General features: G+C 67.7%; 24 protein-coding genes. 18 read left to right on the top strand and 6 right to left on the bottom strand.

What is annotated here, in order from left to right:
* The first annotated feature begins 133 nt into the window (after window positions 1–133).
* From dnaE to ACTIL2_RS05955, 4 genes are all read left to right on the top strand, one after another.
* Window positions 134–3,709 carry a DNA polymerase III subunit alpha gene (dnaE, locus tag ACTIL2_RS05970; RefSeq protein WP_442336532.1) on the top strand — a complete coding sequence of 1,192 codons (3,576 nt, stop codon included), beginning with the start codon at window positions 134–136 and terminating at the stop codon, window positions 3,707–3,709.
* Window positions 3,688–4,380: an IMPACT family protein gene (locus tag ACTIL2_RS05965; protein ID WP_442336535.1), complete on the top strand. Its 693-nt coding sequence runs from the start codon at window positions 3,688–3,690 to the stop codon at window positions 4,378–4,380. Before dnaE ends, ACTIL2_RS05965 begins: the two co-directional genes overlap by 22 nt.
* 355 nt (window positions 4,381–4,735) lie before the next feature.
* Window positions 4,736–4,966: a hypothetical protein gene (locus tag ACTIL2_RS05960; RefSeq protein WP_442336531.1), complete on the top strand. Its 231-nt coding sequence runs from the start codon at window positions 4,736–4,738 to the stop codon at window positions 4,964–4,966.
* A gap of 7 nt (window positions 4,967–4,973) precedes the next feature.
* Window positions 4,974–5,333 carry an RNA-binding S4 domain-containing protein gene (locus ACTIL2_RS05955; RefSeq protein WP_442336530.1) on the top strand — a complete coding sequence of 120 codons (360 nt, stop codon included), beginning with the start codon at window positions 4,974–4,976 and terminating at the stop codon, window positions 5,331–5,333.
* 10 nt (window positions 5,334–5,343) lie between these two features.
* On the opposite strand, the gene ACTIL2_RS05950 is transcribed toward ACTIL2_RS05955, so the two are convergent.
* The 4 genes from ACTIL2_RS05950 to ACTIL2_RS05935 form a co-directional block, all read right to left on the bottom strand.
* Window positions 5,344–6,342 carry a GTP pyrophosphokinase gene (locus ACTIL2_RS05950; RefSeq protein ID WP_442336529.1) on the bottom strand — a complete coding sequence of 333 codons (999 nt, stop codon included), beginning with the start codon at window positions 6,340–6,342 and terminating at the stop codon, window positions 5,344–5,346.
* The gene (locus tag ACTIL2_RS05945; RefSeq protein WP_442336528.1) at window positions 6,339–6,893 is read right to left on the bottom strand and encodes a hypothetical protein; all 555 of its coding nucleotides are present in this window, start codon (window positions 6,891–6,893) and stop codon (window positions 6,339–6,341) included. The genes ACTIL2_RS05950 and ACTIL2_RS05945 overlap by 4 nt, the downstream gene beginning before the upstream one ends.
* A 16-nt stretch (window positions 6,894–6,909) precedes the next feature.
* Complete coding sequence (locus tag ACTIL2_RS05940; protein ID WP_442336527.1) at window positions 6,910–7,770, bottom strand: BRCT domain-containing protein; 861 nt, start codon at window positions 7,768–7,770, stop codon at window positions 6,910–6,912.
* A gap of 84 nt (window positions 7,771–7,854) precedes the next feature.
* Complete coding sequence (locus ACTIL2_RS05935; protein ID WP_442336526.1) at window positions 7,855–8,367, bottom strand: TetR/AcrR family transcriptional regulator; 513 nt, start codon at window positions 8,365–8,367, stop codon at window positions 7,855–7,857.
* A gap of 92 nt (window positions 8,368–8,459) precedes the next feature.
* Between ACTIL2_RS05935 and ACTIL2_RS05930 the strand changes: the two genes are divergently transcribed.
* Both ACTIL2_RS05930 and ACTIL2_RS05925 read left to right on the top strand, forming a co-directional pair.
* Window positions 8,460–9,152 carry a hypothetical protein gene (locus ACTIL2_RS05930; RefSeq protein ID WP_442336525.1) on the top strand — a complete coding sequence of 231 codons (693 nt, stop codon included), beginning with the start codon at window positions 8,460–8,462 and terminating at the stop codon, window positions 9,150–9,152.
* Window positions 9,149–9,691 (top strand): hypothetical protein, encoded by a 543-nt coding sequence (locus ACTIL2_RS05925; protein WP_442336524.1) that lies wholly within the window; start codon window positions 9,149–9,151, stop codon window positions 9,689–9,691. The genes ACTIL2_RS05930 and ACTIL2_RS05925 overlap by 4 nt, the downstream gene beginning before the upstream one ends.
* Before the next feature lie 19 nt (window positions 9,692–9,710).
* Here ACTIL2_RS05925 and ACTIL2_RS05920 read toward each other — a convergent pair whose 3' ends face one another.
* The gene (locus tag ACTIL2_RS05920; RefSeq protein WP_442336523.1) at window positions 9,711–11,378 is read right to left on the bottom strand and encodes a hypothetical protein; all 1,668 of its coding nucleotides are present in this window, start codon (window positions 11,376–11,378) and stop codon (window positions 9,711–9,713) included.
* A gap of 86 nt (window positions 11,379–11,464) precedes the next feature.
* Here ACTIL2_RS05920 and hisD point away from each other — a divergent pair, with 86 nt between their 5' ends.
* From hisD to ACTIL2_RS05900, 4 genes are read left to right on the top strand one after another with little or no spacing between them, the layout of a single operon-like run.
* Entirely contained in the window at window positions 11,465–12,793 is a 1,329-nt protein-coding gene (hisD, locus tag ACTIL2_RS05915) for a histidinol dehydrogenase (protein WP_442336522.1), read from the top strand.
* Entirely contained in the window at window positions 12,790–13,911 is a 1,122-nt protein-coding gene (locus ACTIL2_RS05910) for a histidinol-phosphate transaminase (protein ID WP_442336521.1), read from the top strand. The genes hisD and ACTIL2_RS05910 overlap by 4 nt, the downstream gene beginning before the upstream one ends.
* The gene (gene hisB, locus ACTIL2_RS05905) at window positions 13,908–14,510 is read left to right on the top strand and encodes an imidazoleglycerol-phosphate dehydratase HisB (RefSeq protein ID WP_442336520.1); all 603 of its coding nucleotides are present in this window, start codon (window positions 13,908–13,910) and stop codon (window positions 14,508–14,510) included. Before ACTIL2_RS05910 ends, hisB begins: the two co-directional genes overlap by 4 nt.
* Window positions 14,511–14,539: 29 nt before the next feature.
* Window positions 14,540–15,787 carry an MFS transporter gene (locus tag ACTIL2_RS05900; RefSeq protein ID WP_442336534.1) on the top strand — a complete coding sequence of 416 codons (1,248 nt, stop codon included), beginning with the start codon at window positions 14,540–14,542 and terminating at the stop codon, window positions 15,785–15,787.
* Window positions 15,788–17,257: 1,470 nt separating this feature from the next.
* Here ACTIL2_RS05900 and ACTIL2_RS05895 read toward each other — a convergent pair.
* Window positions 17,258–17,734 (bottom strand): hypothetical protein, encoded by a 477-nt coding sequence (locus ACTIL2_RS05895; RefSeq protein ID WP_442336519.1) that lies wholly within the window; start codon window positions 17,732–17,734, stop codon window positions 17,258–17,260.
* Between the two features lie 882 nt (window positions 17,735–18,616).
* Between ACTIL2_RS05895 and hisH the strand changes: the two genes are divergently transcribed.
* Genes hisH through trpC form a run of 8 tightly spaced genes read left to right on the top strand, consistent with a single transcriptional unit; the run spans window position 18,617 to window position 25,209 of the window.
* On the top strand, window positions 18,617–19,261 hold the full coding sequence (gene hisH / locus ACTIL2_RS05890) for an imidazole glycerol phosphate synthase subunit HisH (protein WP_442336518.1): 645 nt from the start codon (window positions 18,617–18,619) through the stop codon (window positions 19,259–19,261).
* Window positions 19,262–19,277: 16 nt separating this feature from the next.
* Complete coding sequence (gene priA, locus ACTIL2_RS05885; protein ID WP_442336517.1) at window positions 19,278–20,024, top strand: bifunctional 1-(5-phosphoribosyl)-5-((5-phosphoribosylamino)methylideneamino)imidazole-4-carboxamide isomerase/phosphoribosylanthranilate isomerase PriA; 747 nt, start codon at window positions 19,278–19,280, stop codon at window positions 20,022–20,024.
* Window positions 20,017–20,997 carry an inositol monophosphatase family protein gene (locus tag ACTIL2_RS05880; RefSeq protein WP_442336516.1) on the top strand — a complete coding sequence of 327 codons (981 nt, stop codon included), beginning with the start codon at window positions 20,017–20,019 and terminating at the stop codon, window positions 20,995–20,997. The genes priA and ACTIL2_RS05880 overlap by 8 nt, the downstream gene beginning before the upstream one ends.
* A gap of 7 nt (window positions 20,998–21,004) precedes the next feature.
* The gene (gene hisF / locus ACTIL2_RS05875) at window positions 21,005–21,769 is read left to right on the top strand and encodes an imidazole glycerol phosphate synthase subunit HisF (protein WP_442336515.1); all 765 of its coding nucleotides are present in this window, start codon (window positions 21,005–21,007) and stop codon (window positions 21,767–21,769) included.
* Window positions 21,766–22,128: a phosphoribosyl-AMP cyclohydrolase gene (hisI, locus tag ACTIL2_RS05870; RefSeq protein ID WP_442336514.1), complete on the top strand. Its 363-nt coding sequence runs from the start codon at window positions 21,766–21,768 to the stop codon at window positions 22,126–22,128. Before hisF ends, hisI begins: the two co-directional genes overlap by 4 nt.
* Window positions 22,129–22,140: 12 nt before the next feature.
* Entirely contained in the window at window positions 22,141–23,694 is a 1,554-nt protein-coding gene (locus ACTIL2_RS05865; RefSeq protein WP_442336513.1) for an anthranilate synthase component I, read from the top strand.
* Window positions 23,691–24,380, top strand: a complete 690-nt coding sequence (locus tag ACTIL2_RS05860; protein WP_442336512.1) for a TIGR02234 family membrane protein — start codon at window positions 23,691–23,693, stop codon at window positions 24,378–24,380. The genes ACTIL2_RS05865 and ACTIL2_RS05860 overlap by 4 nt, the downstream gene beginning before the upstream one ends.
* Before the next feature lie 10 nt (window positions 24,381–24,390).
* Window positions 24,391–25,209, top strand: a complete 819-nt coding sequence (gene trpC, locus ACTIL2_RS05855) for an indole-3-glycerol phosphate synthase TrpC (RefSeq protein WP_442336511.1) — start codon at window positions 24,391–24,393, stop codon at window positions 25,207–25,209.
* Window positions 25,210–25,215 lie beyond the last annotated feature (6 nt).

The raw sequence follows: 25,215 nt of genomic DNA, 5'->3' as shown, positions 1-25,215 counted from the left end.
GATTAAGCAGATCCGCTACCCGTGAGGGTGTTGCGACGACCGCTAGAATCCGCCTGCGGGAGTGCGAAAGTTTCCCCTACTTTTCTCCAGGGGCGCATAGGCGGGCACGACCGTCGGCGGTAGACTGGCCGCCATGAAGAAGTCCTCCTTCGTCCACCTGCACAACCACACCGAGTACTCCATGCTCGACGGCATGGCGAAGGTCGACCTGCTGGCCGAGGAGGTCGCCCGGCAGGGGATGCCCGCCGTCGGCATGACCGACCACGGCAACATGTTCGGCTCCGACGCCTTCTACCGGGCGATGACCGGCGCGGGCATCAAACCCATCATCGGCATCGAGACCTACATGGCCCCGGACTCCCGCCTGATCAAGGACCGCATCAAGTGGGGCGAGCCCGAGCAGAAGCGCGACGACGTCGCCGGCGGCGGCTACTACCTGCACCAGACGATGATGGCGGAGAACGCCACGGGCCTGCACAACCTCTTCCGCCTGTCCTCCCTGGCCAGCTACGAGGGCCAGGTCTCGAAGTACCCGCGCATGGACGCCGAGATCGTCGCCGAGCACGCCGACGGCATCATCGCCACCACTGGCTGCCCGTCCGGCGACGTCCAGACCCGTCTGCGCCTCGGCCAGTTCGACAAGGCCCTGGAGGCCGCCGCGATGTGGCAGGACATCTACGGCCACGACAACTACTTCCTGGAGCTGATGAACCACGACCTGGACATCGAGAAGCGTGTCCGCGACGATCTCCTGGAGATCGGACGCAAGCTCGACATCCCGCCGCTGGTCACCAACGACTGCCACTACGTCCTGCAGAAGCAGGCCAAGCCGCACGAGGTCATGCTGTGCGTGCAGACCGGTGCGACCATGGACGAGCCGACGCTGGACCAGGGGGGACGCCGCTTCGCCTTCTCGGGCGACGGCTACTACATCAAGTCCGCCGAGGAACTGCGCAGCTACTGGGACCCGATCGTCCCCGACGGCTGCGACAACACCCTCTGGATCGCCGAGCGCGTCCAGGACTACGGCGAGGTCTGGGAGGAGCACACCCACGACCGCATGCCGAAGTACGACGTGCCGGAGGGCCACACACCGACGTCCTGGCTGCGGCGCGAGGTCGCCGAGGGGCTGACGGAACGCTTCAACGGCGGCGAGGTCCCGAAGGAGTACCTCGACCGGGCCGACTACGAGATCGACGTCATCGACATGAAGGGCTACCCGTCCTACTTCCTCGTCGTCGCCGACCTGATCAAGCACGCCCGCTCCATCGGCATCCGCGTGGGGCCGGGCCGTGGTTCGGCCGCCGGTGCGCTGGTGGCCTACGCGCTGACGATCACCAACATCGACCCCATCGACCACGGGCTGATGTTCGAGCGCTTCCTCAACCCGGAGCGTCCGTCCGCACCCGATATCGACATCGACTTCGACGACCGCCGCCGCGGCGAGATGATCCGCTACGCCGCGGACAACTGGGGCGAGGACAAGGTCGCCCAGGTCATCACCTTCGGCACCGTCAAGACGAAGCAGGCGATCAAGGACGCCGCCCGCGCCCACCACGGCCAGCCCGGCTTCCAGATCGCCGACCGGATCACCAAGACCCTGCCCCCGGCGCAGGCGGCCAAGGACATCCCGCTGTCCGGCATCATGGACCCCCAGCACGACCGCTACGCGGAGGCCGCGGAGATCCGCAGCCTCATCGAGACCGACCCGGTGGTCAAGGAGATCTACGACGACGCCCTGGGGCTGGAGGGCGTGGTCCGGCAGGCCGGCGTCCACGCCTGTGCGGTGATCATGGCGTCCGTGCCCCTGATGGACCACGTCCCGATGTGGAAACGCCAGCAGGACGGCGCGCTCATCACCGGCTGGCCCTACCCTGCCTGCGAGGCCATCGGCCTGCTGAAGATGGACTTCCTGGGGCTGCGCAACCTTACCGTCATCGGCGACTGCATCGGGAACATCAAGAAGAACCGGGGTGAGGACCTCGACCTGGAGTCCCTGACCACCGACGACCCGCGGGCCTATGAACTGCTGGCGCGGGGCGACACCCTGGGCATCTTCCAGCTCGACTCCGGCGGCATGCAGGAACTGCTGAAGCGGATGAAGCCCACCGGTTTCAACGACATCGTCGCCGCGCTCGCCCTGTACCGCCCCGGCCCCATGGGTGTCGGCGCGCACTGGGACTACGCCGACCGCAAGAACGGCCGCAAGCCCATCGAGCCGATCCACCCGGAGCTGGCCGAAGCGCTCGACGAGATCCTGGAGGAGACCTACGGTCTGATCGTGTACCAGGAGCAGATCATGAGGATCTCGCAGAAGGTCGCGAACTACACCGCCGGCCAGGCCGATGGTTTCCGCAAGGCCATGGGCAAGAAGAAGCCGGAGGTGCTGGCCAAGGAGTTCGAGAACTTCGAGGCCGGGATGAAGTCGAACGGCTTCTCGGACGCCGCGATCAAGACCCTGTGGGACACGATCCTTCCCTTCGCCGGCTACGCGTTCAATAAGTCGCACGCCGCCGGGTACGGCCTGGTCAGCTTCTGGACCGCCTACCTCAAGGAGCACTACACCGCCGAGTACATGGCGGCGCTGCTGACCTCGGTCGGCGACAAGAAGGACAAGTCCGCGATCTACCTGGCGGACTGCCGCCACCTGGGGATCAAGGTGCTGAGTCCGGACGTCAACGAGTCCGACTACACCTTCCAGTCCGTCGGCGAGGACATCCGCTTCGGCCTGGGCGCGGTGCGCAACGTCGGTGAGGACGTCGTCGACTCGATCGTCGCCACCCGTGAGGAGAAGGGTGACTTCAAGGACTTCTCCGACTACCTCGACAAGATCGATGCCACCGCCTGCAACAAGCGCGTCACCGAATCCCTGATCAAGGCCGGCGCCTTCGATTCCCTCGGCCACCCGCGCAAGGGGATGATGCTGGTCTTCGAGGACGCGGTGGACTCGGTCACCGCCACAAAGAAGGCGGCCGCCCGCGGCCAGTTCGATCTCTTCGCCGATCTGGGTGGGGATGACGGCGACGGTGTCGGGGACGCGTTCAAGGTCGACGTCCCCGACCAGCACTGGGAGCGCAAGCACGAGCTCACCCTGGAGCGCGAGATGCTGGGGCTGTACGTCTCCGGTCACCCGCTGGACGGCTTCGAGGCCTCGTTGGACGCCCAGGTCGACACCCCACTGACCACGGTGCTCTCCGGCGAGCTGCCGGACAAGCGGGCGATCAAGGTCGGCGGGATCATCTCGAGCGTGGACCGACGCGTGGACAAGAAAGGCAATCCCTGGGCGATCGTCACCGTGGAGGACCAGCACGGCGCGCAGATCGAGCTGCTGTGCTTCTCCCGGACGTACTCCCTGGTCGCACCCATGATCGCCGAGGACAACATCGTCCTCGCCCAGGCGGAGGTCAGTATCCGCGACGACCGCACCAGCCTGTTCTGCAACGACCTCAAGCCCGCCGAACTCTCCGCGGGCTCGGGCGCGGGCGTCCCGCTGCGACTGCGCATGCGGGTCGACCAGTGCACGCCGGACAACATGGACCGGCTGAAGACCGTACTGCACAACAACGAGGGTGACTCGGACGTCTACCTCACCCTCACCGACGGTGCGGAGGAGCTGCAGTACATGCTGCCGTCGACCCTCCGTGTCACCCGGTCGTCGTCGCTGATGGGGGATCTCAAGGCGACGACCTGGGCCGGGATCCTGGGGTGAACCCGGCAGAGCGTCCAGGGGAGAGCTACCGGCGACCCAGCACTGCCCGGCCTGTCGCGGAGACCGAGGTGAAGCGGTCCCGCTTCATCGCGCTGGCCGCCCGCACCGACGGTCCGGGCAGTACCGGTGAGGACGCCGCCCGGTCGTTCCTCGCCGAGGTCAGGGCGTCCTACCCAGACGCGCGCCACCACTGCAGCGCCTATGTCCTGCACGTCGACGGTGCGAACCCGGTGGAGCGCTCCAGTGACGACGGCGAACCGTCCGGTACCGCGGGCCAGCCCATGCTGGAGGTGCTGAGCGGCTCCGGGCTGCAGGACATCGCAGTGGTGGTGGTGCGCTACTTCGGCGGGGTCAAACTCGGCACCGGCGGGCTGGTCCGGGCGTACCAGGACGCGACCCGTGCCGTGCTGGACAAGGTGGATGTGGTGTCGCGGGAACCCCGCGTGCTGTGGACGGTGGATCTCGACCACGCCTCGGCGGGGAAGGTGGAGGCGGAGCTGCGGGGCAGGGGAGTGGAGGTCGAGGCGTCCTACGGGGCGAGGGTGACGCTGACCCTGACAACGGGCACGGCGGCCGGCGACGACCCGAACGGGCTGGTGGGTGAACTCACCGGCGGGGCAGTGGAGGCGGTCCGTGGGGATACCCGCTGGCGGGACGTGGCGCTGCCGTAGCCGCGTGGGTCTCTGACCCGCTATCCCACCCCGTTCCTCGTGGCCACCCGCTGCAGGGGGTGTGCCGCTGCTCTGGCTGGCAGGGGTCTGCCCTGGACGCAAGGGTGCTGCCCTACCGGAGAGGCACCGGAGTGAGAGGGCCCACCGGTAACTCCGCACCGCTTTGGCCATTTCTACTTCAGTCGATGTGCCGAAAACGGTGCGGTATTGCCGGTTCCGACTCCCGGACCTTCTCCTGCACGGAGACGCGTCCCCTCGGGCACCTGCAACGGTGCGGCCCCGCAGCTGTGACATTTAACGCGGATGCCCAGAAGCAGCCCGCGCTGCACGCAGCCTGCTGCGGTAGACTCGCCACATGACAATGGACAACTACCCCGACAATCCCGTCGCCCGCCGCAAGGCGGAGGTCCGCAAACGTTCCCGCGCGATCCAGGTGTCCGGGGGTGTCGCCGTGGTCGGTGGTGTCCTCGGGATTCTGAGCATTGCGCCCGGCCTCTTCTTCACCATCGCCATCGTGGCGCTCGTGGTCCTCGGCTACAACGGTGTGAAGGTCAGGGAGGTCATCAACCACAAGGACGAGTGGTGATGCCCCAGTGACCCGGATCGACGCCTGGGTGTGGTCCGTGCGACTGTTCAAGACCCGTTCGGCCGCCGCGGAAGCCTGCCGTGCCGGACATGTGAAGCTCAACGACGCGGCGGTGAAACCCGCCCAGACCGTGGTGGTCGGTGACCGGGTGCGTGCCTGGGTCAACCACCGCGAACACGTCTACGAGGTCACGGAGCTCGTCTCCAAGCGGGTGGGCGCTCCGCGGGCACGCGAGTGCTACATCGACCACTCGCCGCCGCCACCGCCGAAAGAGGTCCTGGCGTCCATCCCACGACGGGAGAGGGGAGCGGGACGTCCCACCAAGAAGGAGCGCCGCGAGATGGAGCAGTTCCGGGGGATGCGCTGACGGGCATGCGCTAGCTGCGGGGGTTGAAGAGCTTCTGCCCCATCCGCTGCCACCGGTTGCCGAGCCGCCCGGGCCGCGACGCCGGATTGTCGCCGATGTGCACCGTGCGCCGGATGTGGTCGCGGCCGTAGGTGAACAGCAGCAGGTCGTCGATCAGCCGGACCTGGCCGGGCGGGTAACCGAAGCCCATCACGTCCTTGAGCTGGTCGAGCGCCTCGGGTGAGCACAGCGTCTCCAGTTCGCCGATGGTGGTGACACCGTTCGCGGCAAGCATGTCCACCGCGAAGCCGTAGTACTCCGCCTTCGACATCGGGTACTCGCTGCCGACGACCATGGTCAGCACCCCGGGCAGGGTGGTGGCGGTCAGCTCCGTCTCCTCATTGCCCGCACCGTCCGCATTGGTCTGCCGGACGATCTCGTCGAATTGCTGGTCGGCGACCTCGATCAGTCCGGCGGCCAGGGTGAAAGCACGGTGGACTTCGGGGGTGAGCTCGTGGCCGGGGTTCTTGTAGCGCACGTCGTGCTCGAACTCGGCCCACGCGTGCTGCAGCACCGTCCGCAACTGGACCTCGATCAGCCGTCCGTCGAGTTCCTGCAGCGACGGCAGGGTCTCGCCGGTGATTCTGGCGATGACGTGGCGCGAGGCGTAGCCGAAGACACCCTGGGCCGCGGTCTGCGCCGACTTGTCCGTCACGGACTGGACGTCGAACAGGCTCCGCATCACGCTGACGAGCTGGGGGATCTCCGAGTTGGTGAACACGGTCACGCGCACGCCGAGCACATCGTGGGCGCTCTCGAAGTCGCGGTAGTCCGGGTGGCCGGGGTCGTTGAGCTTGCGCAGGTAGCTGCCGCGGTCCTTGATCCGCACGGACACCTGGTCGAAGGCGATGCCGTCGTCCGCAAGCTCCTCCGCGATGACCTGCTGGATGTCCGACACCACCGTCGGGTGCGCGGCGAGCCAGGCATCGAAGTCGCGGAGTGCGGCGCGTTGGGAAACGGCGGAATTCATACCGTCGACTCTATCCGCATCCGTTGGCAGTGCCCCGCAGACAGGTCGAGAGGACCGGAGATCGAGTCCGCGACGAGGTCGGCACACAGGCCGGGGTGCAGCCGGTGGGTCACCAGGAGACGCTGGTCACCGGTGATGTACACCGCCGCGTCCGCCAGGCCGCCGGGCAGGCACCCCAGGATGCGGTGGGTCGGGACGGCCAGTAGTGGGTGGGCGACCAGACCCGCTGCGGGGAACGGGGTGTCGATCACGGCGATCTCCCGTACCCCGTCGCCGGTGTCACGGTGGCGCAGGGCGGTGCCGTGGCGTGCGGTGGTCCGTCCGAGGACGGTGAGCATGTCGGTGGCTGCGTCCTGCCACAGGCGGGCGGCGGTGGTGCCCATCGCCGCCAGGTCGCCGTTGCTGACGGTTCCGGAGGGCCCGGAGCCGGGTTCGCCGTGGATCGTGGCGCACAGTCCTGCGCCCAGCGGGATCAGGACGGCGGCGTGGGGGTTGTAGGGGTCGTGGTCGGTGGTCGCGGGGACGGTCTGCACATGGAGTTTCCGGCTCATACCGGTAGAGAGACTCCTAGAACGGCGCTGAGGTTCCCTTGATTTCCTCGAGATCCGGGCGACGGCTCCTGCCGAGGGCATCCAGGAACTCGTCGAAGGTCCACAGGGTGATCTCCTGCCCCTTCTCCTTCAGCTCCCGGGCGCGCTTCTCCTTGCTGGTCACGGAGTTCCACTCGCCGATGACGAGCAGGGTGGTCTTCTTGGTGACGTTCTTCCCGACGGTCCCGCCGGCCCCGGCGATCATGTCCCACACCTCCCCCTTTTCGTAGGGGGCGAAGTCCCCGGTGACGGTCACGTTCTGCCCGAAGACCGGGTTGTTGGCGTCGGCGTCGGTGTTGGTCTCCGGGATCGTGTCCGGGGTGGCGACGGCACGCCAGTTCCCGCGCTTGGCGGAGGACGCTCCGCTGTCGTCTTTCCTGCTGTCCGTCGGCTCCTCGATCTCGACAGGGAAGAGGGTGTCCTGCTCTGCCTCCGCCGGCGGCTCCTTGGCGGCCTCCACCTCGGCCTCTGCCTCGTCGAGTGGGTACCCGGCCTGCAGGTTCACCAGGAGGTGCTCGGCGGCGGCGAACTCGTCGGCCTGCCCGGGGGCGAAGGTCACGATGTTCGCCGCGCCGCGGGTGGCGGGGAAACCGCGGACAGGACGTTCCACTGACCCGTCCGGTGCCTCCGAGAGCGAGAACTGGAGCCAGCCGGGGGAGGACTCTGTCGGGGCCTGGTGGTACCAGCCCCGCAGCCGGTCAGGGGAGAAGGACAGTTCCGCGGGCAGCAGGTTCTGGGCCATCGGTCCACGCCGGACGGTCACGCCGTCCGGGGTGATCCCGATGGTCGCCCCGTGGGCCGGGATGGTGCTGGTGTCGCTCGGGTCGCTGTCGCTCATGGGGACCGATTCTAGGCGGAATCCCCGTCGCGGTGTCCCGGTCGCGTCCGGACACGGAGGAGCCGGGGGAATGACAGCTGACTGTTACCCCGCGAAGCCGTTGAGCACGAGGTCCACCCCGGCGAGTACCTGGGACACCGGACGTGGGGTTGCACCGGCGGCAATGGCGTTCTGCAGATCCGTCGCCGCCCCGAGGAGGTAGCGCGAGAGCACCCAGCCGGCGAGCTCGGCGTCCTCGGCGCCGTCCCCGTCCAACGAGGACGCCAGGATGGCGGCGGGGTCGGCGGTGCACGTCCCGGCGGCCAGCGAGGCGGACACGATCTCCGCGCCATCGCGCGTGCCGAGCAGCCGGTCAAGCAGGTCGGATGCCGTCGCATGCGCCCCGGAACCGTCTCCACCGCCGACCGTCCCGGCCCCCTCCAGGATCCGGTCGGCGATGCCGCCCAGCAGTTCCTGCTTGCTGGGGAAGTGCCAGTAGAGCGCACCGGGGGCGACATCGAGGTTCCGGGCGAGCCGGCGCATGGTCAGGTCGCCGAGCCCGTACTCGTCGAGGATGTCGAAAGCGGCGGTGAGGATGCGTTCCCGGTTCAGTTGCACAACCCCCGAGTGTACCCAGGCACTAACGTTTCCGGGCCCGGAGGCGATAGAGTGTCGTACCGGCTATATTGCGCACCAGAAGGGAACCACGAATGTCACGACGCGGTATTGGGATCAGCAGGGCTGTGCTGGCGGGGGTCGTTGCCTCGACCCTGGCACTGTCCGCCTGTGGTGCCGAGGACGACAGTGAGGCCGACGAGGTCGACACCGCAACGTCGTCCAGTGCGGAGGGGACCAGCGAGTCGGCGGCCCCGGGCACGTCCGCGGAGTCCGAGCCGTCCTCCGGGGCGCGGGACGACACCCCCGCGCCGGAGGACGAGCCCCCGGCCGACGAGCCCGATCCGGAGGCCGAAGGCGCCCCTGACGCTCCCGAGGCCCAGGGCGAGGACGCCCCGCCGCCGCCACCGCCGGCGGCACCGCGGGCCTCCGGCGACGACGCCTCACAGATCCGGGGCGTCTCCGAGGGGCTCCAGGGTGACCGCAAGTACGCCGACTACTGGCAGTACGTGTACGACACCACCTGCACCGGCGATCTCGATCGCCTGGGAGGCAGGGAAGGCGTCCAGCAGGAGATCGACAGGGCCCGCGCCGAGAACCAGATGTGGAGCGAGGTCGCCGGCGGTGTGGAGAACATCCCCACCGTGCACGGCGTCAACGACATCGCCGTCGAGGGTGACCGGGCCACGGCTACCGTCGACCGGACCATCGGTGGCAACCGCGGCACCGAGAACGTGGTGTACATCCGCGAGGACGGCAACTGGAAGACCTGCAGCTCCGCAGCATGACGGTCACCGCACAAGAACGCACGGACAGTAAGCGCTCCCGCCGCCGCTCCATCGGACAGGCGGTGAGGGTGCCCACGCTCTTCCTCGGGGTGTTCGCCGTGGCCGGGCTGCTGTGGGGTTGGTGGCGTCCGGTGGTGACCGCCGTGGTCACCGACACCGGTGGTGCCGAGGTCGACCCGTCGTCGTCCACGGCCGCGTTCCAGTCCTTCGCCGTCTACGCGGTGGCCACGGCGGTCCTCGGGGCCCTCCTGGCCGGGTGGGCGTACTGGAGGATCCCGGCGCTGCGTGGCCCGCTGATGCTGTTGGGGGTGGTGGTGATGGCAGTGGTCGGTTCGGCGGTGTTCCTGCTGTTCGGCAACTGGTTCGCGGACTTCCTTCATGACAGTGACCTGTCCGGCGAGCTGTCCCCGGGCCAGGAGATCACAATCGTCTCGCGCATCACCGGTGCCGCCGGGTACCTGGCCGCTCCCGCAGCGGCGGCGGTGGTCTACTGGACCTGTGCCCTGTTCTCCCCGGACGAGGCCTTCTCCCGGAAGTAGGGCCTCTCCCGCTGCGCCGCTAGTTGCCGCGCAGGTGGCGCAGCTCGTGGTAGGCCTGCCAGGCGGTGTGGTCCAGGTCGTCGGCGTCGCCGTCGCCGACCTCATCGGGCACCCGCAGCAGCTCACCGTGGGCCCGGTCCAGGGCCGTGTCGCAGGACGACCCGTCGCCGCGTTCCAGGTGCATCGACGCCGCAGCCACCCAGTTCGCCGCCGCACTGCTGTGGTCCTGGGCGTCGGTGAAGGAGCGGGCGGCCCGGGTGGCGTAGTCCAGCGCCAGGTCCTCGCGTCCGGCCTCCTCCCAGATCGCCGACATGTCCTCGTTCCAGTCGCCGAGGTGCCAGGAGAGCATCGGGTCGTCCCCGGCCTCCTCCAGGATCGTGCGGGAACGCTCCATCAGCTCCACTGCCCGCGACGTGCGGGACGCGGTGAGGTACTCGCGGGCTGCGGTGCGCAGCGACTGGGCGGCGGCCAGCGGGCGTTCCAGGTCGAGGTACAGCGAGCAGCTGCGCTCCAGCAGTTTCGCGGTCCGCTCGTGCTGTTCGGAGGTGGACGCCGCGACCGAGGCCATGGTCAGGCACGCCAGGGTGCGTTCCACGTCCGGGGTGAGCAGTGACCAGTCTGCCGTGGCGGTGGCCAGCGCCAACCCCTCCTCGGTGTGGCCCAGGCCGATCGCGGCCCGGGCCTGCACGGCGCGCAGGTTCAGCACGGCCGGGGAGACCGGTGCCCCGGCGGCGGCGATGTCGTAGCGGACGGCGAGGTCATGGGAGTCGGCGTAGTCGCCGGCGGCGTTGAGCAGCTGGCAGGTCTGCTCCGCGCGGTGCATGCCCTCCAGGGGCGCACCGAGCTCCAGTGCGAGTTCGGCACAGGCCCGCCAGTGCTCCAGCACTGAATCGTTGCCGGTGCCCTCGGGGCCGTCGGCGCCCGGGCCACCGGTCAGTGCGAAGTACCCCAGCAGGTCGTGGGCCTCGTAGCGGGTGGTGGGGGACTCGGAGGCGAGCATGCCGGACGCGACCTCGACCGCCGCGGCCACGTCCCCGTCCGCGTGGAGTTGCTGGGCGCGGGTCAGTTCGCGGTCACCGGGTGCCGCCGAGGCGACGGTGAAGCGGTCGGCAAGTTCGCTGAAGACGGGACGCAGCGCGTCCGCCTCCGGGGTCTCCAGTGAGGTGGCACAGGTCAGCCCGCCCATCGCGGCCAACGAGAGGCACGTCGCCTGGTTCTTCGCCAGCGTGGACCCGGTGATCGTGGGGTCGTTCGCCACGCTCGCGGAGTCCGGGGTGGGCCTGAAGGACATGATCGAGCCCTGCAGGTCCTCCAGCAGGCCGATCGCCGGGGGGAGAGCGTCCATGACGACGCCGTCGGACTCCACGACCATCGCCACCAGGCACAGCGCGGAGTTCGCCAGTACCGCCGAGGCATGGTCGCCGGATTCGCGGGCCAGGTGGCGCCACTGGAAGACGGCCTCGGCGGATTCCTCGTGCAATTCCAGGCGGTCGGCGACGGCGGCACGCAGGACGAAGAACTCGGTGCGCAGGGTTGCCGGGACGTCCTGCGGAAGCTCTGAGGGCTCGGACAACCAGAAGCGCGTCCCGAACTCGCTGGTGAGACGCCAACTGGCGGCGTGGTCGCCGGCGGATGCCGCATCGGCCGAGGCCTGCAGCAGTTCCGCGAGTGTTGTCTGTGATGCCACTGGCGACCCTCCATCCTTTCCATGTCCTGTACGGGGGCTAGAATCACAACACGTTACCCGACGACATCAGGAGACGATCACTCACCATGCTTCCACGCCTGGACCTGAGGGGGCAGCGCCCCTCGACCGCTGAACTCCGCCGCATCCTGCCCCGCGGAGGCACGGACATCGACCATGTCCTCCCCGCGGTCACCCCGGTGGTCGAGGCGGTGCGCGAGCGTGGTGCCGAGGCGGCCCTGGAGTACGGCGAGACGTTCGACAAGGTCCGTCCTGCGTCGGTGCGGGTTCCGGGCGACGTCATCTCCGCGGCGCTGGAGGAGCTGGATCCGGCGATCACCCAGGCGCTGCAGGACGCGATCGCCCGCGTGCGCGCCTTCCACGACGCCCAGGTGCCGCAGGACGCCACGGTGCAGATCGCCCCGGGCGGGACGGTGTCCGAGCGGTGGATCCCGATCAACCGCGTGGGACTGTACGTCCCCGGAGGCAAGGCCGTGTACCCGTCCTCGGTGATCATGAATGTGGTCCCCGCGCAGGCGGCCGGGGTGGGCAGCCTGGTGGTCAGCTCACCGCCGCAGGCCGATTTCGGTGGCTGGCCGCACCCCACCGTCCTGGCCGCCTGCGCCCTGCTGGGCGTGGACGAGGTCTGGGCCGTCGGCGGCGGGCAAGCCGTGGCGCTGATGGCCTACGGCTCCGACGGCTCCGGTGACCGGGACCTGGAGCCGGTGGACATGATCACCGGGCCGGGCAATATCTTCGTCACCGCCGCCAAGAGGCTGTGCCGTTCGGTGGTGGGCATCGACTCCGAGGCCGGCCCCACCGAGATCGCGGTGCTCGCCGATGACAGTGCGGACCCGGTGGCCGTGGCCTTCGACCTGATCAGCCAGGCCGAGCACGATCCGATGGCCGCGAGTGTGCTGATCACCGACTCCGCGGAGTTCGCCGAGGCCGTGGACCGCGAGATCGAGTCCCGCTGGAAGGTCACCCTGAACCACGACCGCGTCGAGGAGGCCCTGACCGGCCAGCAGTCCGGGATCATCCTGACCGACACGCTGGACGAGGCCGTCCGGGTGGCGGACGCCTACGCCGCCGAGCACCTGGAGGTCCAGACGCAGGACGCAGCCGCCGTCGCCGCCCGGATCACGAATGCCGGGGCGGTCTTCGTGGGCCACTACTCGCCGGTGCCGCTGGGTGACTACGCCGCCGGCTCGAACCACGTGCTGCCCACGTCCGGCACCGCGCGGCACTCCTCGGGGCTGTCCACGCACACCTTCCTGAAGCACGTGGACGTCATCGACTACGACCGCACCGCGCTGAAGGAGGTTGCGGACACCGTGACCACCCTGGCCGATGCGGAGCAACTGCCCGCCCACGGGGAAGCCGTGCGGGCCCGTTTCGAGGAAGGGGATCTGCGATGAGCAGCTCCGTGAGTCTCAACGACCTGCCGTTGCGTCCGGAACTGCGGGGCAAGTCCGCCTACGGCGCCCCGCAGCTGACCGTCACCAACCAGCTGAACACCAACGAGAACCCCTACCCGCCGTCTGATGCGCTGGTGGACGACCTCGTCGCCGAAGTGCAGCGCCTGGCGACGACCCTGAACCGCTACCCGGAGCGCGACAGTGTGGAGCTGCGCACCGAGCTGGCGTCCTACGTGAGCCGGCAGACCGGCGTGGACGTCGGCGTGGACAACGTGTGGGCGGCCAACGGCTCCAACGAGGTCCTGCAGCAACTGCTGCAGGCCTTCGGCGGGCCGGGGCGCAGCGTGCTCGGGTTCACCCCGAGCTATTCGATGCACCCGATCCTGGCGTCCGGCACGCAGACCGAGTTCCTCGATGTGCCGCGGGTTGGCCCGCACTTCGAGATCGACGTGGACGCCGCGGTCGCGGCGATCGGGGAGAAGACCCCCGCAATCGTCTTCGTGACCACGCCGAACAATCCGACCGGCGGGGTCACGGGCGTGGCTGACCTGCGGCGGATCATCGATGCGGCTGGTGAGGCCGGGGCCATCGTGATCGTCGACGAGGCCTACGCCGAGTTCTCCGACGAGCCCAGCGCGACCGAACTGCTCGCCGACTACCCCACGACGCTGGTGGTGTCGCGCACCATGTCGAAGGCCTTCGACTTCGCCGGGGGACGTCTCGGCTACTTCGTCGCGGACCCTGCCTTCATCGAGGCCGTGATGCTGGTACGCCTGCCGTACCACCTGTCGACCCTGTCGCAGGCGGCGGCGACCGTGGCACTGCGGCATTCCCACGAAACCCTGGAGACCGTCGCTGCGCTGCGTGAAGAACGCATCCGCGTGGTCGACTCCCTGGTGGACCTGGGATACGATGTGGTCCCGAGTGAGTCGAACTTCGTGTTCTTCGCGCTGCCGGACGGTTCAGACGCACACGAGCTGTGGCAGAGGTTCCTCGACCTGGACGTCCTGATCCGGGACGTGGGCGTGCCCGGCCACTTGCGGATGACCGTGGGGCTGCCGGCGGAGAACGACGCCTTCCTCGCCGCCGCCGACAAGATCATGGGAGAGTACAAGTGAGTGACAGAACAGCACGCATCGAGCGCGCGACGAAGGAGTCGTCGATCGTCGTCGAGATCAACCTCGACGGCACCGGCGCGACCGATATCGCCACCGGCCTGCCGTTCTTCGACCACATGTTGACCGCGTTCGGCTCCCACGGCTGCTTCGACCTGACCGTGCAGGCCACCGGCGACATCGAGGTGGACGCCCACCACACCGTCGAGGACACCGCCATTGTGCTGGGCCAGGCCATCGGCGAGGCTCTGGGTGACAAGAAGGGCATCCGGCGCTTCGCCGACGCCTGGATCCCGATGGACGAGACCCTGGCGCAGGCCGTGGTGGACGTCTCGGGCCGGCCCTACTACGTGGGCACCGGTGAGCCGGAGACGATGCTGACGTCCGTCATCGGCGGTCACTATGCCACGGTGATCAACCAGCACTTCTTCGAGACCCTGGCCTTCAATGCCCGGATCGCCCTGCACGTGCGCTGCCTGTACGGTCGCGACCCTCACCACATCACCGAGGCGGAGTACAAGGCCGTGGCCCGTGCCCTGCGCGCCGCCGTCGAGTCCGATCCGCGGGTGACGGGGGTGCCGTCCACGAAGGGTGCTCTGTGAGCGTTCTGAAGGTCAGGGGCCTGCCCCTGATGCTGCTGAGCGTGTTCTGCGCGTTCCTCGGCTGGTCGATGCTGTTGCCGGTGATCCCGGTGGCGATGCTGGACGCAGGCTACGGCGATTCGTTGGCTGGCCTGTCCACCGGTGTGTTCATGGCCGCGACGGTGATCACGCAGATCTTCATCCCGCGGTTGCTGCGGCTGTGGGGCTACGTGCCGGTGATGGTCTCCGGGGCGGTACTGCTCGGTGTGCCGTCGGTGCTCTACCTCATCGACGGCGGATCCTGGCTGGTCCTGGCCATCTCCGCGGTGCGCGGCGTGGGCTTCGGTGCGGTGACCGTGGCGCAGTCCGCGCTGCTGGCGGAGCTGGTGCCGCCCCGGCAACTGGGACGGGCGAACGCCTTCTTCGGCGCGGCGATCGGCGTGGGCGAGATCATCGGCTTCACCATCGGGCTGCCGCTGTACACCAACGCCGGTGACACGGTCTTCCTGATCGCCGTGGTCTGCGGCGTGGTCGGCGGACTGGGCGCGCTGGGCATCCCCGCGCTGCGCGCGGCACCGGTGGAGAAGAACAAGACCAAGGCGCAGGACGGTGGGGCGCAGGACGCGCCGGACGCGCCGGTTCGCGCCCCCGTGTGGAAGCTCGCCCTGGTGCCGATCGTGGGTCTGTGCACCGGTGCGATGGGCTTCGGTGCCTTCTCCACCTTCACCGCGCCAGCGGTCAGTGGCATTGACGCGTCGGCGGCGGCGACACTGGCCGGTGTGACCCTGGCTGTGATTGGTGCCGCACAGATCCTGGGCCGCACGATCTCCGGCTGGTGGGCGGACCGGGTGGGGGAGCCGGGACGGTTGGTAGTGTGGGCGTCGCTGTTCTGTGTCGGCGGGATGCTGTCGATGTCGGCCCTGATCTACACGGCCCCGACGGGGACGTCTCTGGTGGTGGGGGCGCTGGCCGCTGCTGCGGTGTTCGGCCTGGGGTTCGGGGCGATCCAGTCGGAGACGCTGCTGATGATGTTCTCCCGGATGCCGAAGGAGCGGGTGTCTGATGCCTCGGCGATCTGGAACATCGGCTTTGACTCCGGCACCGGCACCGGTTCGTCCGTGCTGGGTGTTGCGGCATCCTCGAGTGGCTACGGTGGTGCGTTCGTGGTCGGTGCCGGGCTGGTGGGCATGGGCACTGTGGCCCTGGCCGGCGACCGGTTCCTGGGGCGTCACCGGGTGACCGAGCACCAGAACGTGCGGACGAGGCTGCGGCGGCTGCGGTCGGGGGGCGCAGGGTAGCAGTGTCGCTCGATTTCGGTCCCGACGGACGGATATAGTGGGCCGAAAGGGAATGGTTCTATGTCAGGGTCTCCCCGGGAAAACTTGAGAGCGGGCAGCTCAATCTACGATACCACGAGTTTACAGTTATGAATAAACTACAACAAGTAATCAATACGTACATTGGATGGCAGCACAATACATACGTTGGAATTATTATCGACGGCCGATGGGTTGGGCGGCCCGGAGATTTTAGATTTATTATAGACGAATGGTCTATCGAAAATGGAATATATATAAAATTCGACGTTAATTATATAGGCGGACATTCTCCTGAAGTGTACATTGGGGAGATTTCCGACGTATCTATCGAAGGCGATCGTATTCTAGTAAAGTCCAGTATCGGTTACTTTAAGTACTCCACTTTGGACAGAGAGTGGTCTAAACCAACTATAGTTGAGTTTCGTTACGACTAATATACGAGAATGTTCACTGCTTTCTGTGTTGCTTGTCTAGATTTCTCTTCTGTCTGCTGAAGGTAACTAGAAAGAGATGTCTGGCTGTCCGACGTTAGCCGAATGAAATATCTGGGTTATTCCATGTCGAGGAGGTAGACCATGAAATGAAGCGCGGCAATCTTTGGTATTTCTATCCACTTCCTTGGCCGGGAGTCGCTGATGTGGAATTGGAATCTCCTGACGGATTCGAGAAGGACCACGAGGGACGCGATGTTCCGAAATTGCTCGTTGTCTAATTGTCTCCCACTGATGAAGCAGTGCGACGCTGATCATCGGCAGTTTTCACGATCCTGCTAGTGCGGGCAAGTGGCTTAGCTCCACAACGTAGGTGACGCTCTCAGTTGGATTGAAAACGTCCGGGGTGTGGCGGCGAGAAGAACTGTAGAGCCGCTTATCGGTGTGACTGTCGCTCCCATGGGTTTTTGTGTGACGCATTCGCATTCCCCGGGGAGCGCATCTCGCCTATCCAGGCAGCGGCGTCCCCCTTCGTGATGACGCCCGGTTGCGACAGTCTCAGTCACCGGGCGAAATCGAGGTGGCCTGCGTGTAGGGCTCTGTCAAAGTCGTTGATCGATGGGAACCAGCAGGTCTACCGGAAACTGCCGGGGACATTCTGGGAACGATCTTCGTCGAGGGTGACATCCCGGACCCAGTTCAGTCTGTTTTCGATATGTCAGTGCGAGCAGATCCAGTCTGCGACATGTGGATAGGTGCGGAGACGTGGGGCAGTGGGTACAGGTTGTTGGCGCTCCCCACCGACGTCTGCGGCTCCTCGGCACCTTGTGTGTTCTTCACGTAGGTCGTCCGAGGCCCATGAACCTGGATGATCTGTTTGGTGTGCGGGAACTCTTATCAACCTGTTCAAGTTGCATGCCTTTCGCCGACTGGGTCACCCTGCCTCCTGGCCACGATCTGTGTCGGCAGTCTGGGTAGCCCCACCAGTCCCGCCGAAAAGCCCTGCCACGCTGCCAGCTCACATGTGCGTGTAGACCACGCGGGACCGGCGTCCCAGGTGACGGAGGAGCTCCTGTTCCATGGCGGGGTCAAGCAACGGCGTTCCGTCCAACTTCGGCGTGGCGTGGAAGGTGATGGAGGCGTGTGTGAAGAAATTCCCGTAAGAGTCTGACCAGTCGCCAATCAGCGATTTCTCCCCGCAGTCGATGCAGGTGATGAAGGGTTCCTCCTGAGTCTGAAACCAGTCCTTGATCTTGTCCATTTGCTGCGGAACCACCCTGCCGCAGCGCGGGCAGGTAAGGGCTGAATCAACTGAGTTCCCAAGGCCGCTGACATGGTGCCATTCGGCAGATCCGGTGACTTCGTCGTTCACCCTGGAGGACGCGTCCGGGTCACGATTCGGTGAGGTGATCCACGCAAGCACATCATCGACGAGGGCCTGCGCATCATCGGCAGGGCAATCGAGACTGAGGTACGTGGTGTAGTTGTCAGACATACCCTGCGACCCAACAACCGCCGCATTTTGTCGCGTCCTTCGCTGCGCACCGCAACGCCCGGTTCATCCCCCGCATCACACCGGGTACACGTGGCCGCACCCGCGCAACCAAGATACGGTCAAGCAGCTCGGCACCCACACTGGTCAACAACTTCGTCACTGTGTGTTGCAGTACTATCCACTGATCACGCCCGACCTACTCGATACATACTTCCTGGACTCTCTTCTCGAGGCGGGCAATGGGTGGACCTTCGTCGCCCGCCAGAAGCGCATGACCATCGACAACGACGACTTCTATCTCGATCTTCTGTTCTCATCAGGACAGTTACGAGCGGCACGAGGGGGAGGAAGTACGCATCGGGTTGATTCTGTGCACGGAAGCCGGCTGCGAGCAGGTGGAACTCCTGGAGATGCATGAGGATGGCATCGTCGTTGCCGAATACTGGACAGCACTGCCGCCGAAAGCGGAGTTGGAAGCCCGGGCCTTAAACCTGGGTGGCTTACGGCTCGCCAGGCACTCTTTGCGCAGTCATTACGTGTAAAAGCTAGGGCCGATTCTGAGGGGTTCGTTGAGTCTTTCCGACCGTTTCGGCTTGAGTTCTTACCGTCGCCTGCACGAGGGCGAGATATCGAGTGCCGCGACGCCCGCTCATCGTCGTGCCAGACGTTCCCAGGCGTCTCCTTGACTATCATCCTCGGCTCGGAGCGAGCGAATCTCTTCAATCCAGGCAGTGGCATCTTCCACTGGATGTCGATGAATACCGGTGTTACCGGTGATACCGGCTCTGCCGAGCGCTGCTGAGGGGAACCGAAAACACTCATACCCACGGCGCAGCAGCCCATAGGCACAACCGCACCCGCCGCCTTGTAGAATCACCGGGCATGGCGGAAAAAGCAGCACCCACGGTCGCGCTCCTGGACTACGGCTCCGGCAACCTGCGCTCGGCGCAGCGCGCACTCGAGCACGCCGGTGCCCAGGTCACCGTCACCGCCGACCCCGACACCGTCCTTAAAGCGGACGGCCTGCTGGTCCCCGGCGTCGGCAACTTCAGCGCGTGCATGACCGGTCTGCGAGCGGTCCACGGACCCCGGATGATCGGGGAGCGGCTCGCCGGCGGGCGTCCCGTCCTCGGCATCTGCGTGGGCATGCAGGTCCTGTTCGACTACGGCGTCGAAGGCACCGCCACCGAAGGCTGCGGTGAATGGCCCGGCACCGTCACCAAACTCAGCGCCACCGTCCTGCCGCACATGGGGTGGAACACCGTGGAGGTACCCGGGGACACCACCATGTTCGCGGGTGCGGAGCCGGACGAGCGCTACTACTTCGTGCACTCCTACGCCGCCCGCACCTGGGACCTGGAGACCGACGGGCACACCACAGCACCGTCGGTGACCTGGGCACAGCACGAGGACTGCCGCTTCGTCGCCGCCGTGGAGAACGGTCCCCTGTGGGCCACCCAGTTCCACCCGGAGAAGTCCGGCGCCGCCGGCGCGCTGCTGCTGCGTAACTGGATCAACACCTTCTAGCGATAGGATCATTTCCATGACACTTACCCTGCTCCCCGCCGTTGACGTCGCCGACGGTCAGGCCGTGCGCCTGGTCCAGGGCGCCGCCGGTACCGAGACCAGTTACGGCGCCCCGCTGGACGCCGCACTGGCCTGGCAGAACGCGGGAGCGGAATGGGTGCATCTGGTGGACCTGGACGCCGCCTTCGGCAAGGGGAGCAACTTCGAGATGCTCAACGAGGTCGTTGGTTCACTCGACGTGGACGTGGAACTCTCCGGGGGCATCCGGGACGACGCCTCGCTGGAGCGCGCCCTGTCCACCGGGTGCCGCCGGGTGAATATCGGCACCGCCGCCCTGGAGAACCCCGAGTGGTGCGAGAGGATCATCGCCGAGCACGGCGACCGTGTGGCCATCGGCCTGGACACCCGCCAGATCGATGGGCAGTGGCGGCTGCGCGGGCGTGGCTGGGTCTCCGACGGCGGCGACCTGTGGGAGGTCCTGGAACGACTCGACTCCCAGGGCTGCTCCCGGTTCGTGGTCACCGACGTCTCCCGCGACGGGATGCTCTCCGGGCCCAACATCGACCTGCTGCGCGATGTCGCCGCGGCGACGGATGCCCCGGTCGTCGCGTCCGGCGGCATCTCCAGCCTCGAGGACCTGCGTGCGCTGGCCGCCGTCGTCGAGGAGGGCGTGGATTCGGCGATCGTGGGCAAGGCCCTCTACGCCGGGAAGTTCACCCTCGAGGAGGCTCTGGCGGTGGCCGGTGGTGAGAAGATTGGCTGAGGACAGCACCGGAGTCGACACCCGGGCACTGCTCTCGATCGCCGAAGCGGCGGTCGATGAGGCGGAGACGACCTTCAGCGCCGCCGTCGGCGCCGAACCGTCGGTGATCAAGAGCCCCGGCGACTTCGCCACCGAGGCCGACCTGACCGTGGAGCGCCAGCTGCGCACCCTGCTCACCCAGTACACCGGGCTGCCGGTGCACGGCGAGGAGTACGGGGTGGTACGCCCCGGCGACCCGGTGGAGATCAATCCCAACGACGACATGGCCGACGACCTCGACGGCCCGCGCCGTGAACGCACCGACCTCGCCGACCGCACCGACGCGGAGAAGAACCCCGGCCTCGACGAACTCCCGGAGACCTGCTGGGTCGTCGACCCCATTGACGGCACCGCGAACTACGCCGTCGGCAACCCGTTCTGCTGCATCCTGGTCTCCCTGGTGCACCGCGGTGAAGCCGTGGTCTCGGTGACGGAGATGCCGCTGCTCGGCCAGCGCATCACCGCCCGCAAGGGCCACGGACTCTACGTGGACGGCCACCCCGCCCGTTCCATGCTGCCCTCGGACCCGGGCATCACCCAGATCAGCTTCGGCTCGATCCTGTCGCAGCGCCGCGGCAACCTGCCGATCTCGTACCGCCAGGACATGCTCAACGCGATCGGGAAAACGTACCCGCGGATGCGCGTCACCGGCTCCTGCGGCATCGACCTGGCCTACACCGCCGCCGGTGTCTTCGGCGGCACGGTCACCTTCAGCCCGAACCTGTGGGACAACGCCGCCGGGATCCTGCACGTCCGGGAGAACGGGGGAGTGGTCACCGACTTCAACGGTGACCCGTGGCGTCCCGGCGTCTCCGGTCTGGTCGCCGGTGAGCCCGAGGTCCACCAGCGACTGCTGGACCACATCCGGTCGGTGCCGATCGGCACCGCCGCACGCAATGCCCAGGAGATCATGGACCGGGGAGGAATAAGGTGAGCAGTACATGAGTGTTGCAGTACGAGTCATCCCGTGCCTGGACGTCGACGACGGCCGGGTGGTCAAGGGCGTCAACTTCCTGAACCTGCGCGACGCCGGTGATCCGGTGGAGCTCGCCGCCCGCTACGACGCCGAGGGCGCCGACGAACTGACCTTCCTCGACGTCTCCGCGTCCAAGGACGGCCGTGGCACCATGCTGGACGTGGTGCGCCGCACCGCTGACCAGGTGTTCATCCCGCTGACTGTGGGAGGTGGCGTGCGTTCCGAGGAGGACGTGGACCAGCTGCTGCGGGCCGGGGCGGACAAGGTCTCGGTGAACAGTTCGGCGATCGCGCGGCCCGAGTTGCTGGCGGAGCTCTCCGCACGCTTCGGCGCGCAGTGCATCGTCCTGTCCGTCGACGCCCGCCGCACCGGCAACCAGCCCAGCGGCTTCGAGGTCACCACCCACGGCGGCACCCGCTCGGCGGGTCTGGACGCGATCGAGTGGGCAGTGAAGGGCCAGGAGCTCGGCGTCGGCGAGATCCTGCTGAACTCCATGGACGCCGACGGCACCAAGGACGGCTTCGACCTGGAACTGATCCGCCTCGCACGCGACGCGGTCAGCATCCCGGTGATCGCCTCCGGTGGGGCGGGCCGGGCCGCGGACTTCCCTCCGGCCGTGGAGGCCGGGGCGGACGCCGTGCTCGCCGCCTCCATCTTCCACTTCGGCGAGGTCGCCATCGGTGACGTGAAGAACGACATGGCCACGCAAGGAATCGAGGTACGGCAGTGACTGACACGAGTGATCCCGCGTCCTACGATCTCGACCCCGCCATCGCCGGGCGTCTCAAGCGCACCGGTGACGGCCTGGTCGCCGCGATCGTGCAGGAGAAGTCCACCCGGGACGTCCTGATGATGGCCTGGATGGACGACCACGCCCTGGCCCACACCCTCGCCACCCGCAAGGGCACCTACTGGTCGCGTTCACGCGACGGGTACTGGGTGAAGGGTGAGACCTCCGGGCACACCCAGTACGTCCACGAGGTCCGCCTCGACTGCGACGGCGACACCGTGCTGCTCACCGTCGACCAGACCGGCGGGGCGTGCCACACAGGCGACCACACCTGCTTCGACGCCGACCGGCTGCTGTAAGAGGAGAAGCCAGTGACAGACCCCTACCAGGTCACCAGTCTGGAGACCTTCCGCACCCTCGCCGCCCGCCACCGGGTGGTGCCCGTCGCGCGCAAGGTCCTCGCCGACGGTGAGAGCGCGATGAGCGCCTACACGAAGCTGGCGGGTGGGCGTCCCGGCACCTTCCTGCTGGAGTCCGCCGCACCGGGCCAGTCCTGGTCGCGGCACTCCTTCATCGGCGCCGGCGCCCGCTGCGCCCTGACCGCCAAGGACGGCGACGCGCACTGGATCGGAACCCCGCCGTCCGGCGCCCCGTCCGGTGCCGACCCGCTGGCGGTGATCCGCGAGACCCTGGAACTGCTGCACACCGACCGCATGCCCGGCCTGCCCACCCTGACCTCCGGACTGGTGGGCTACATGGGTCATGACGTGATCCGCTACATCGAGGACATCCCCGACACCTGCACCGATGACCTGGACGTCCCGGACATGGTGCAGCTGCTCGCGGACACCCTCGCCGTGGTCGACCACCACGAGGGCACGATCTGGCTCATCGCCAACGCGGTGAACTGGGACGGCTCCGACGATCGGGTGGACGAGGCCTACGCCGACGCCGTCGCCCGCGTGGACGCCATGGCGCAGCGGCTGTCGCAGGACACGCACCTGCCGTCCGCCACGTTCTCCACCCCGCCGCCGCAGCCCCGCCGCCAGCGCAGCCAGGACGACCACATGGCGCGCATCGAACAGTGCAAGGAGCACATCCGCGCCGGCGACGCCTTCCAGATCGTCCTGTCCCAGCGCTTCGAGCTGGACACCGACGTCCCCGGCCTCGACGTCTACCGCATGCTGCGCGTCGCCAACCCCAGCCCCTACATGTTCCTGCTCAACGTGCCGTCCGACGACTTCTCGGAGACCGCGTTCCAGATCATCGGCTCCTCCCCGGAGTCCCTGGTGCAGGTCGAGGACGGCCGGGTGACCACGTTCCCCATCGCCGGGTCGCGGCCGCGCGGTTCCACCTACGAGGAGGACGAGCTGCTCGAGAAGGAGCTGCTGGGCGACGAGAAGGAGAACTCCGAGCACCTGATGCTCGTCGACCTGGGGCGCAATGACGTCGGCCGGGTCTGCGCGCCCGGCAGCGTGGAGGTCCACGACTTCCGGCACGTGGAGCGCTACAGCGCGATCATGCACCTGGTTTCCGGGGTCAGCGGTCGCCTGGCGGAGGGCAGGACCGCGGTGGACGCCTTCATCGCCACCTTCCCCGCGGGCACGCTGTCCGGGGCGCCGAAGCCCTCCGCGTTGACCATCATCGACCGGTTGGAGGACACCCGCCGCGGTGTCTACGGTGGGACCGTGGGCTACTTCGACTTCTCCGGCAACGCCGACCAGGCCATCGCCATCCGCACCGGCCTCTACAAGGACGGGACCGTGTACGTGCAGGCCGGGGGAGGTATCGTCGCGGACTCCGACCCGGTGGCCGAGGACGAGGAGACCCAGAACAAGGCCCTGGCTGTGCTGCGCGCCGTGGCCGCCGCGGAAACCATGGAGAACCTCGGGGACACAGGGAACACCGTGGCGGTGGCACAGTGAAGCGGCTCAGCGGACGCACCCTCGCCATCCTGCTGACCATCCTCAGTGCCGCAGGGCTCTGGGGGGCCGGCCAGATGACCTGGCTGACCGTCACCGTCGACGACGACAAGAGCGGCGAGACAACCGAGACACTCGTCGGCTCGGTGTGGGACGCCGCCGGCACCCCGCTGGCGCTGGCGATGCTCGCCGCGATGATCCTGTCCCTGGCGGTGCCGCCGTGGACGCGGCGGGTGCTGGGCGGAGTCTCCGCCGTGCTCGCCGGGGCCGCGGGATTCGCCGCGGTGAACCTGCTGTCCGGGGACCCCGACCTGGAGCGTGCCCGGTCCCTGCTGACCAGCGGCGGCGCCAGCCAGCGGGAGAACGACCCCGTGCAGATCTCCGAGTGGGCGACCGTCCTCGACGGCGAGGTGCACACCGGCCCGGTCATCCTGCTGCTCGCCGCCGCTGCCATCGGCGTGGTCGGCGGCGTCCTGCTGGCGATGAAGCCGGGTGAGGCGCGCAAGGGGCACTCCAGGTACGAGACGCCGGAGGCCCGGCGCGAGGGCGTCGAGGAGGACCTGGACGCCAACCCGGGCTCCGGGCGGGTGCTGTGGGACGCCCTGGACGCCGGGGTGGACCCGACCGACCGTGACCCGGATCACGCCGATGACGACCCCGATTCCGATGCAGCGTCCCCGCGGGGATAACATGAGCCGCATGAGACAGCAGACGTCCGTCCTCGACGACATCATCGCCGGCGTGCTGGAGGACACCGCGCGCCGCGAGGCCGAGGTCCCCTTCGCCGACATCAAGGCGATGTCCCACAACGCCCCGGCACCCCTGGATGCGCTCACCGCCCTGCAGACCCCCGCGGTCAGCGTGATCGCCGAGGTCAAACGGGCCAGCCCGTCCAAGGGGCACCTCGCCGACATCCCCGAGCCCGAGGTGCTCGCCAAGGCCTACGAGACCAACGGCGCCACCGTGATCAGCTGCCTGACCGAGGAGCGCCGCTTCCACGGCTCGCTGGCCGACTTCGACAAGGTCCGGGCGACGGTGGACGTCCCGCTGCTGCGTAAGGACTTCATGGTCAACCCGTACCAGATCCACGAGGCCCGGGCCCACGGTGCGGACGTGGTCCTGCTGATCGTCGCCGCCCTGGAGCAGGAGCGGCTGACCGCCCTGCTGGACCGCACCGAGTCACTGGGCATGACCGCCCTGGTCGAGGTCCACACCGAGGAGGAGGCCGAACGCGCCGTCGAGGCCGGGGCGAAGGTGATCGGCGTCAACGCCCGGAACCTCAGGACCCTCGAGGTCGACTCCGGGGTGTTCACCCGGATCGTCCCGCAGCTGCCCGCCGACGTCGTGAAGATCGCCGAGTCCGGGGTGCGCACCACCAAGGACATGCAGGCGTACGCCACCGCAGGCGCGGACGCCATCCTGGTCGGTGAGGGGCTCGTCACCGCGTCCAACCCGGGGCAGGCCTGCCGGTCGCTCGTCGCCGCCGGACAGCACCCCGCCTTCCGTCCCGAGCCGTAGGGGTTG

It is taken from the genome of Corynebacterium sp. (assembly GCF_052107835.1).
Taxonomy (GTDB): domain Bacteria; phylum Actinomycetota; class Actinomycetes; order Mycobacteriales; family Mycobacteriaceae; genus Corynebacterium.
Note: the sequence above shows the minus strand (reverse complement) of the source record. Positions and strands in the feature narration are given on the sequence as shown.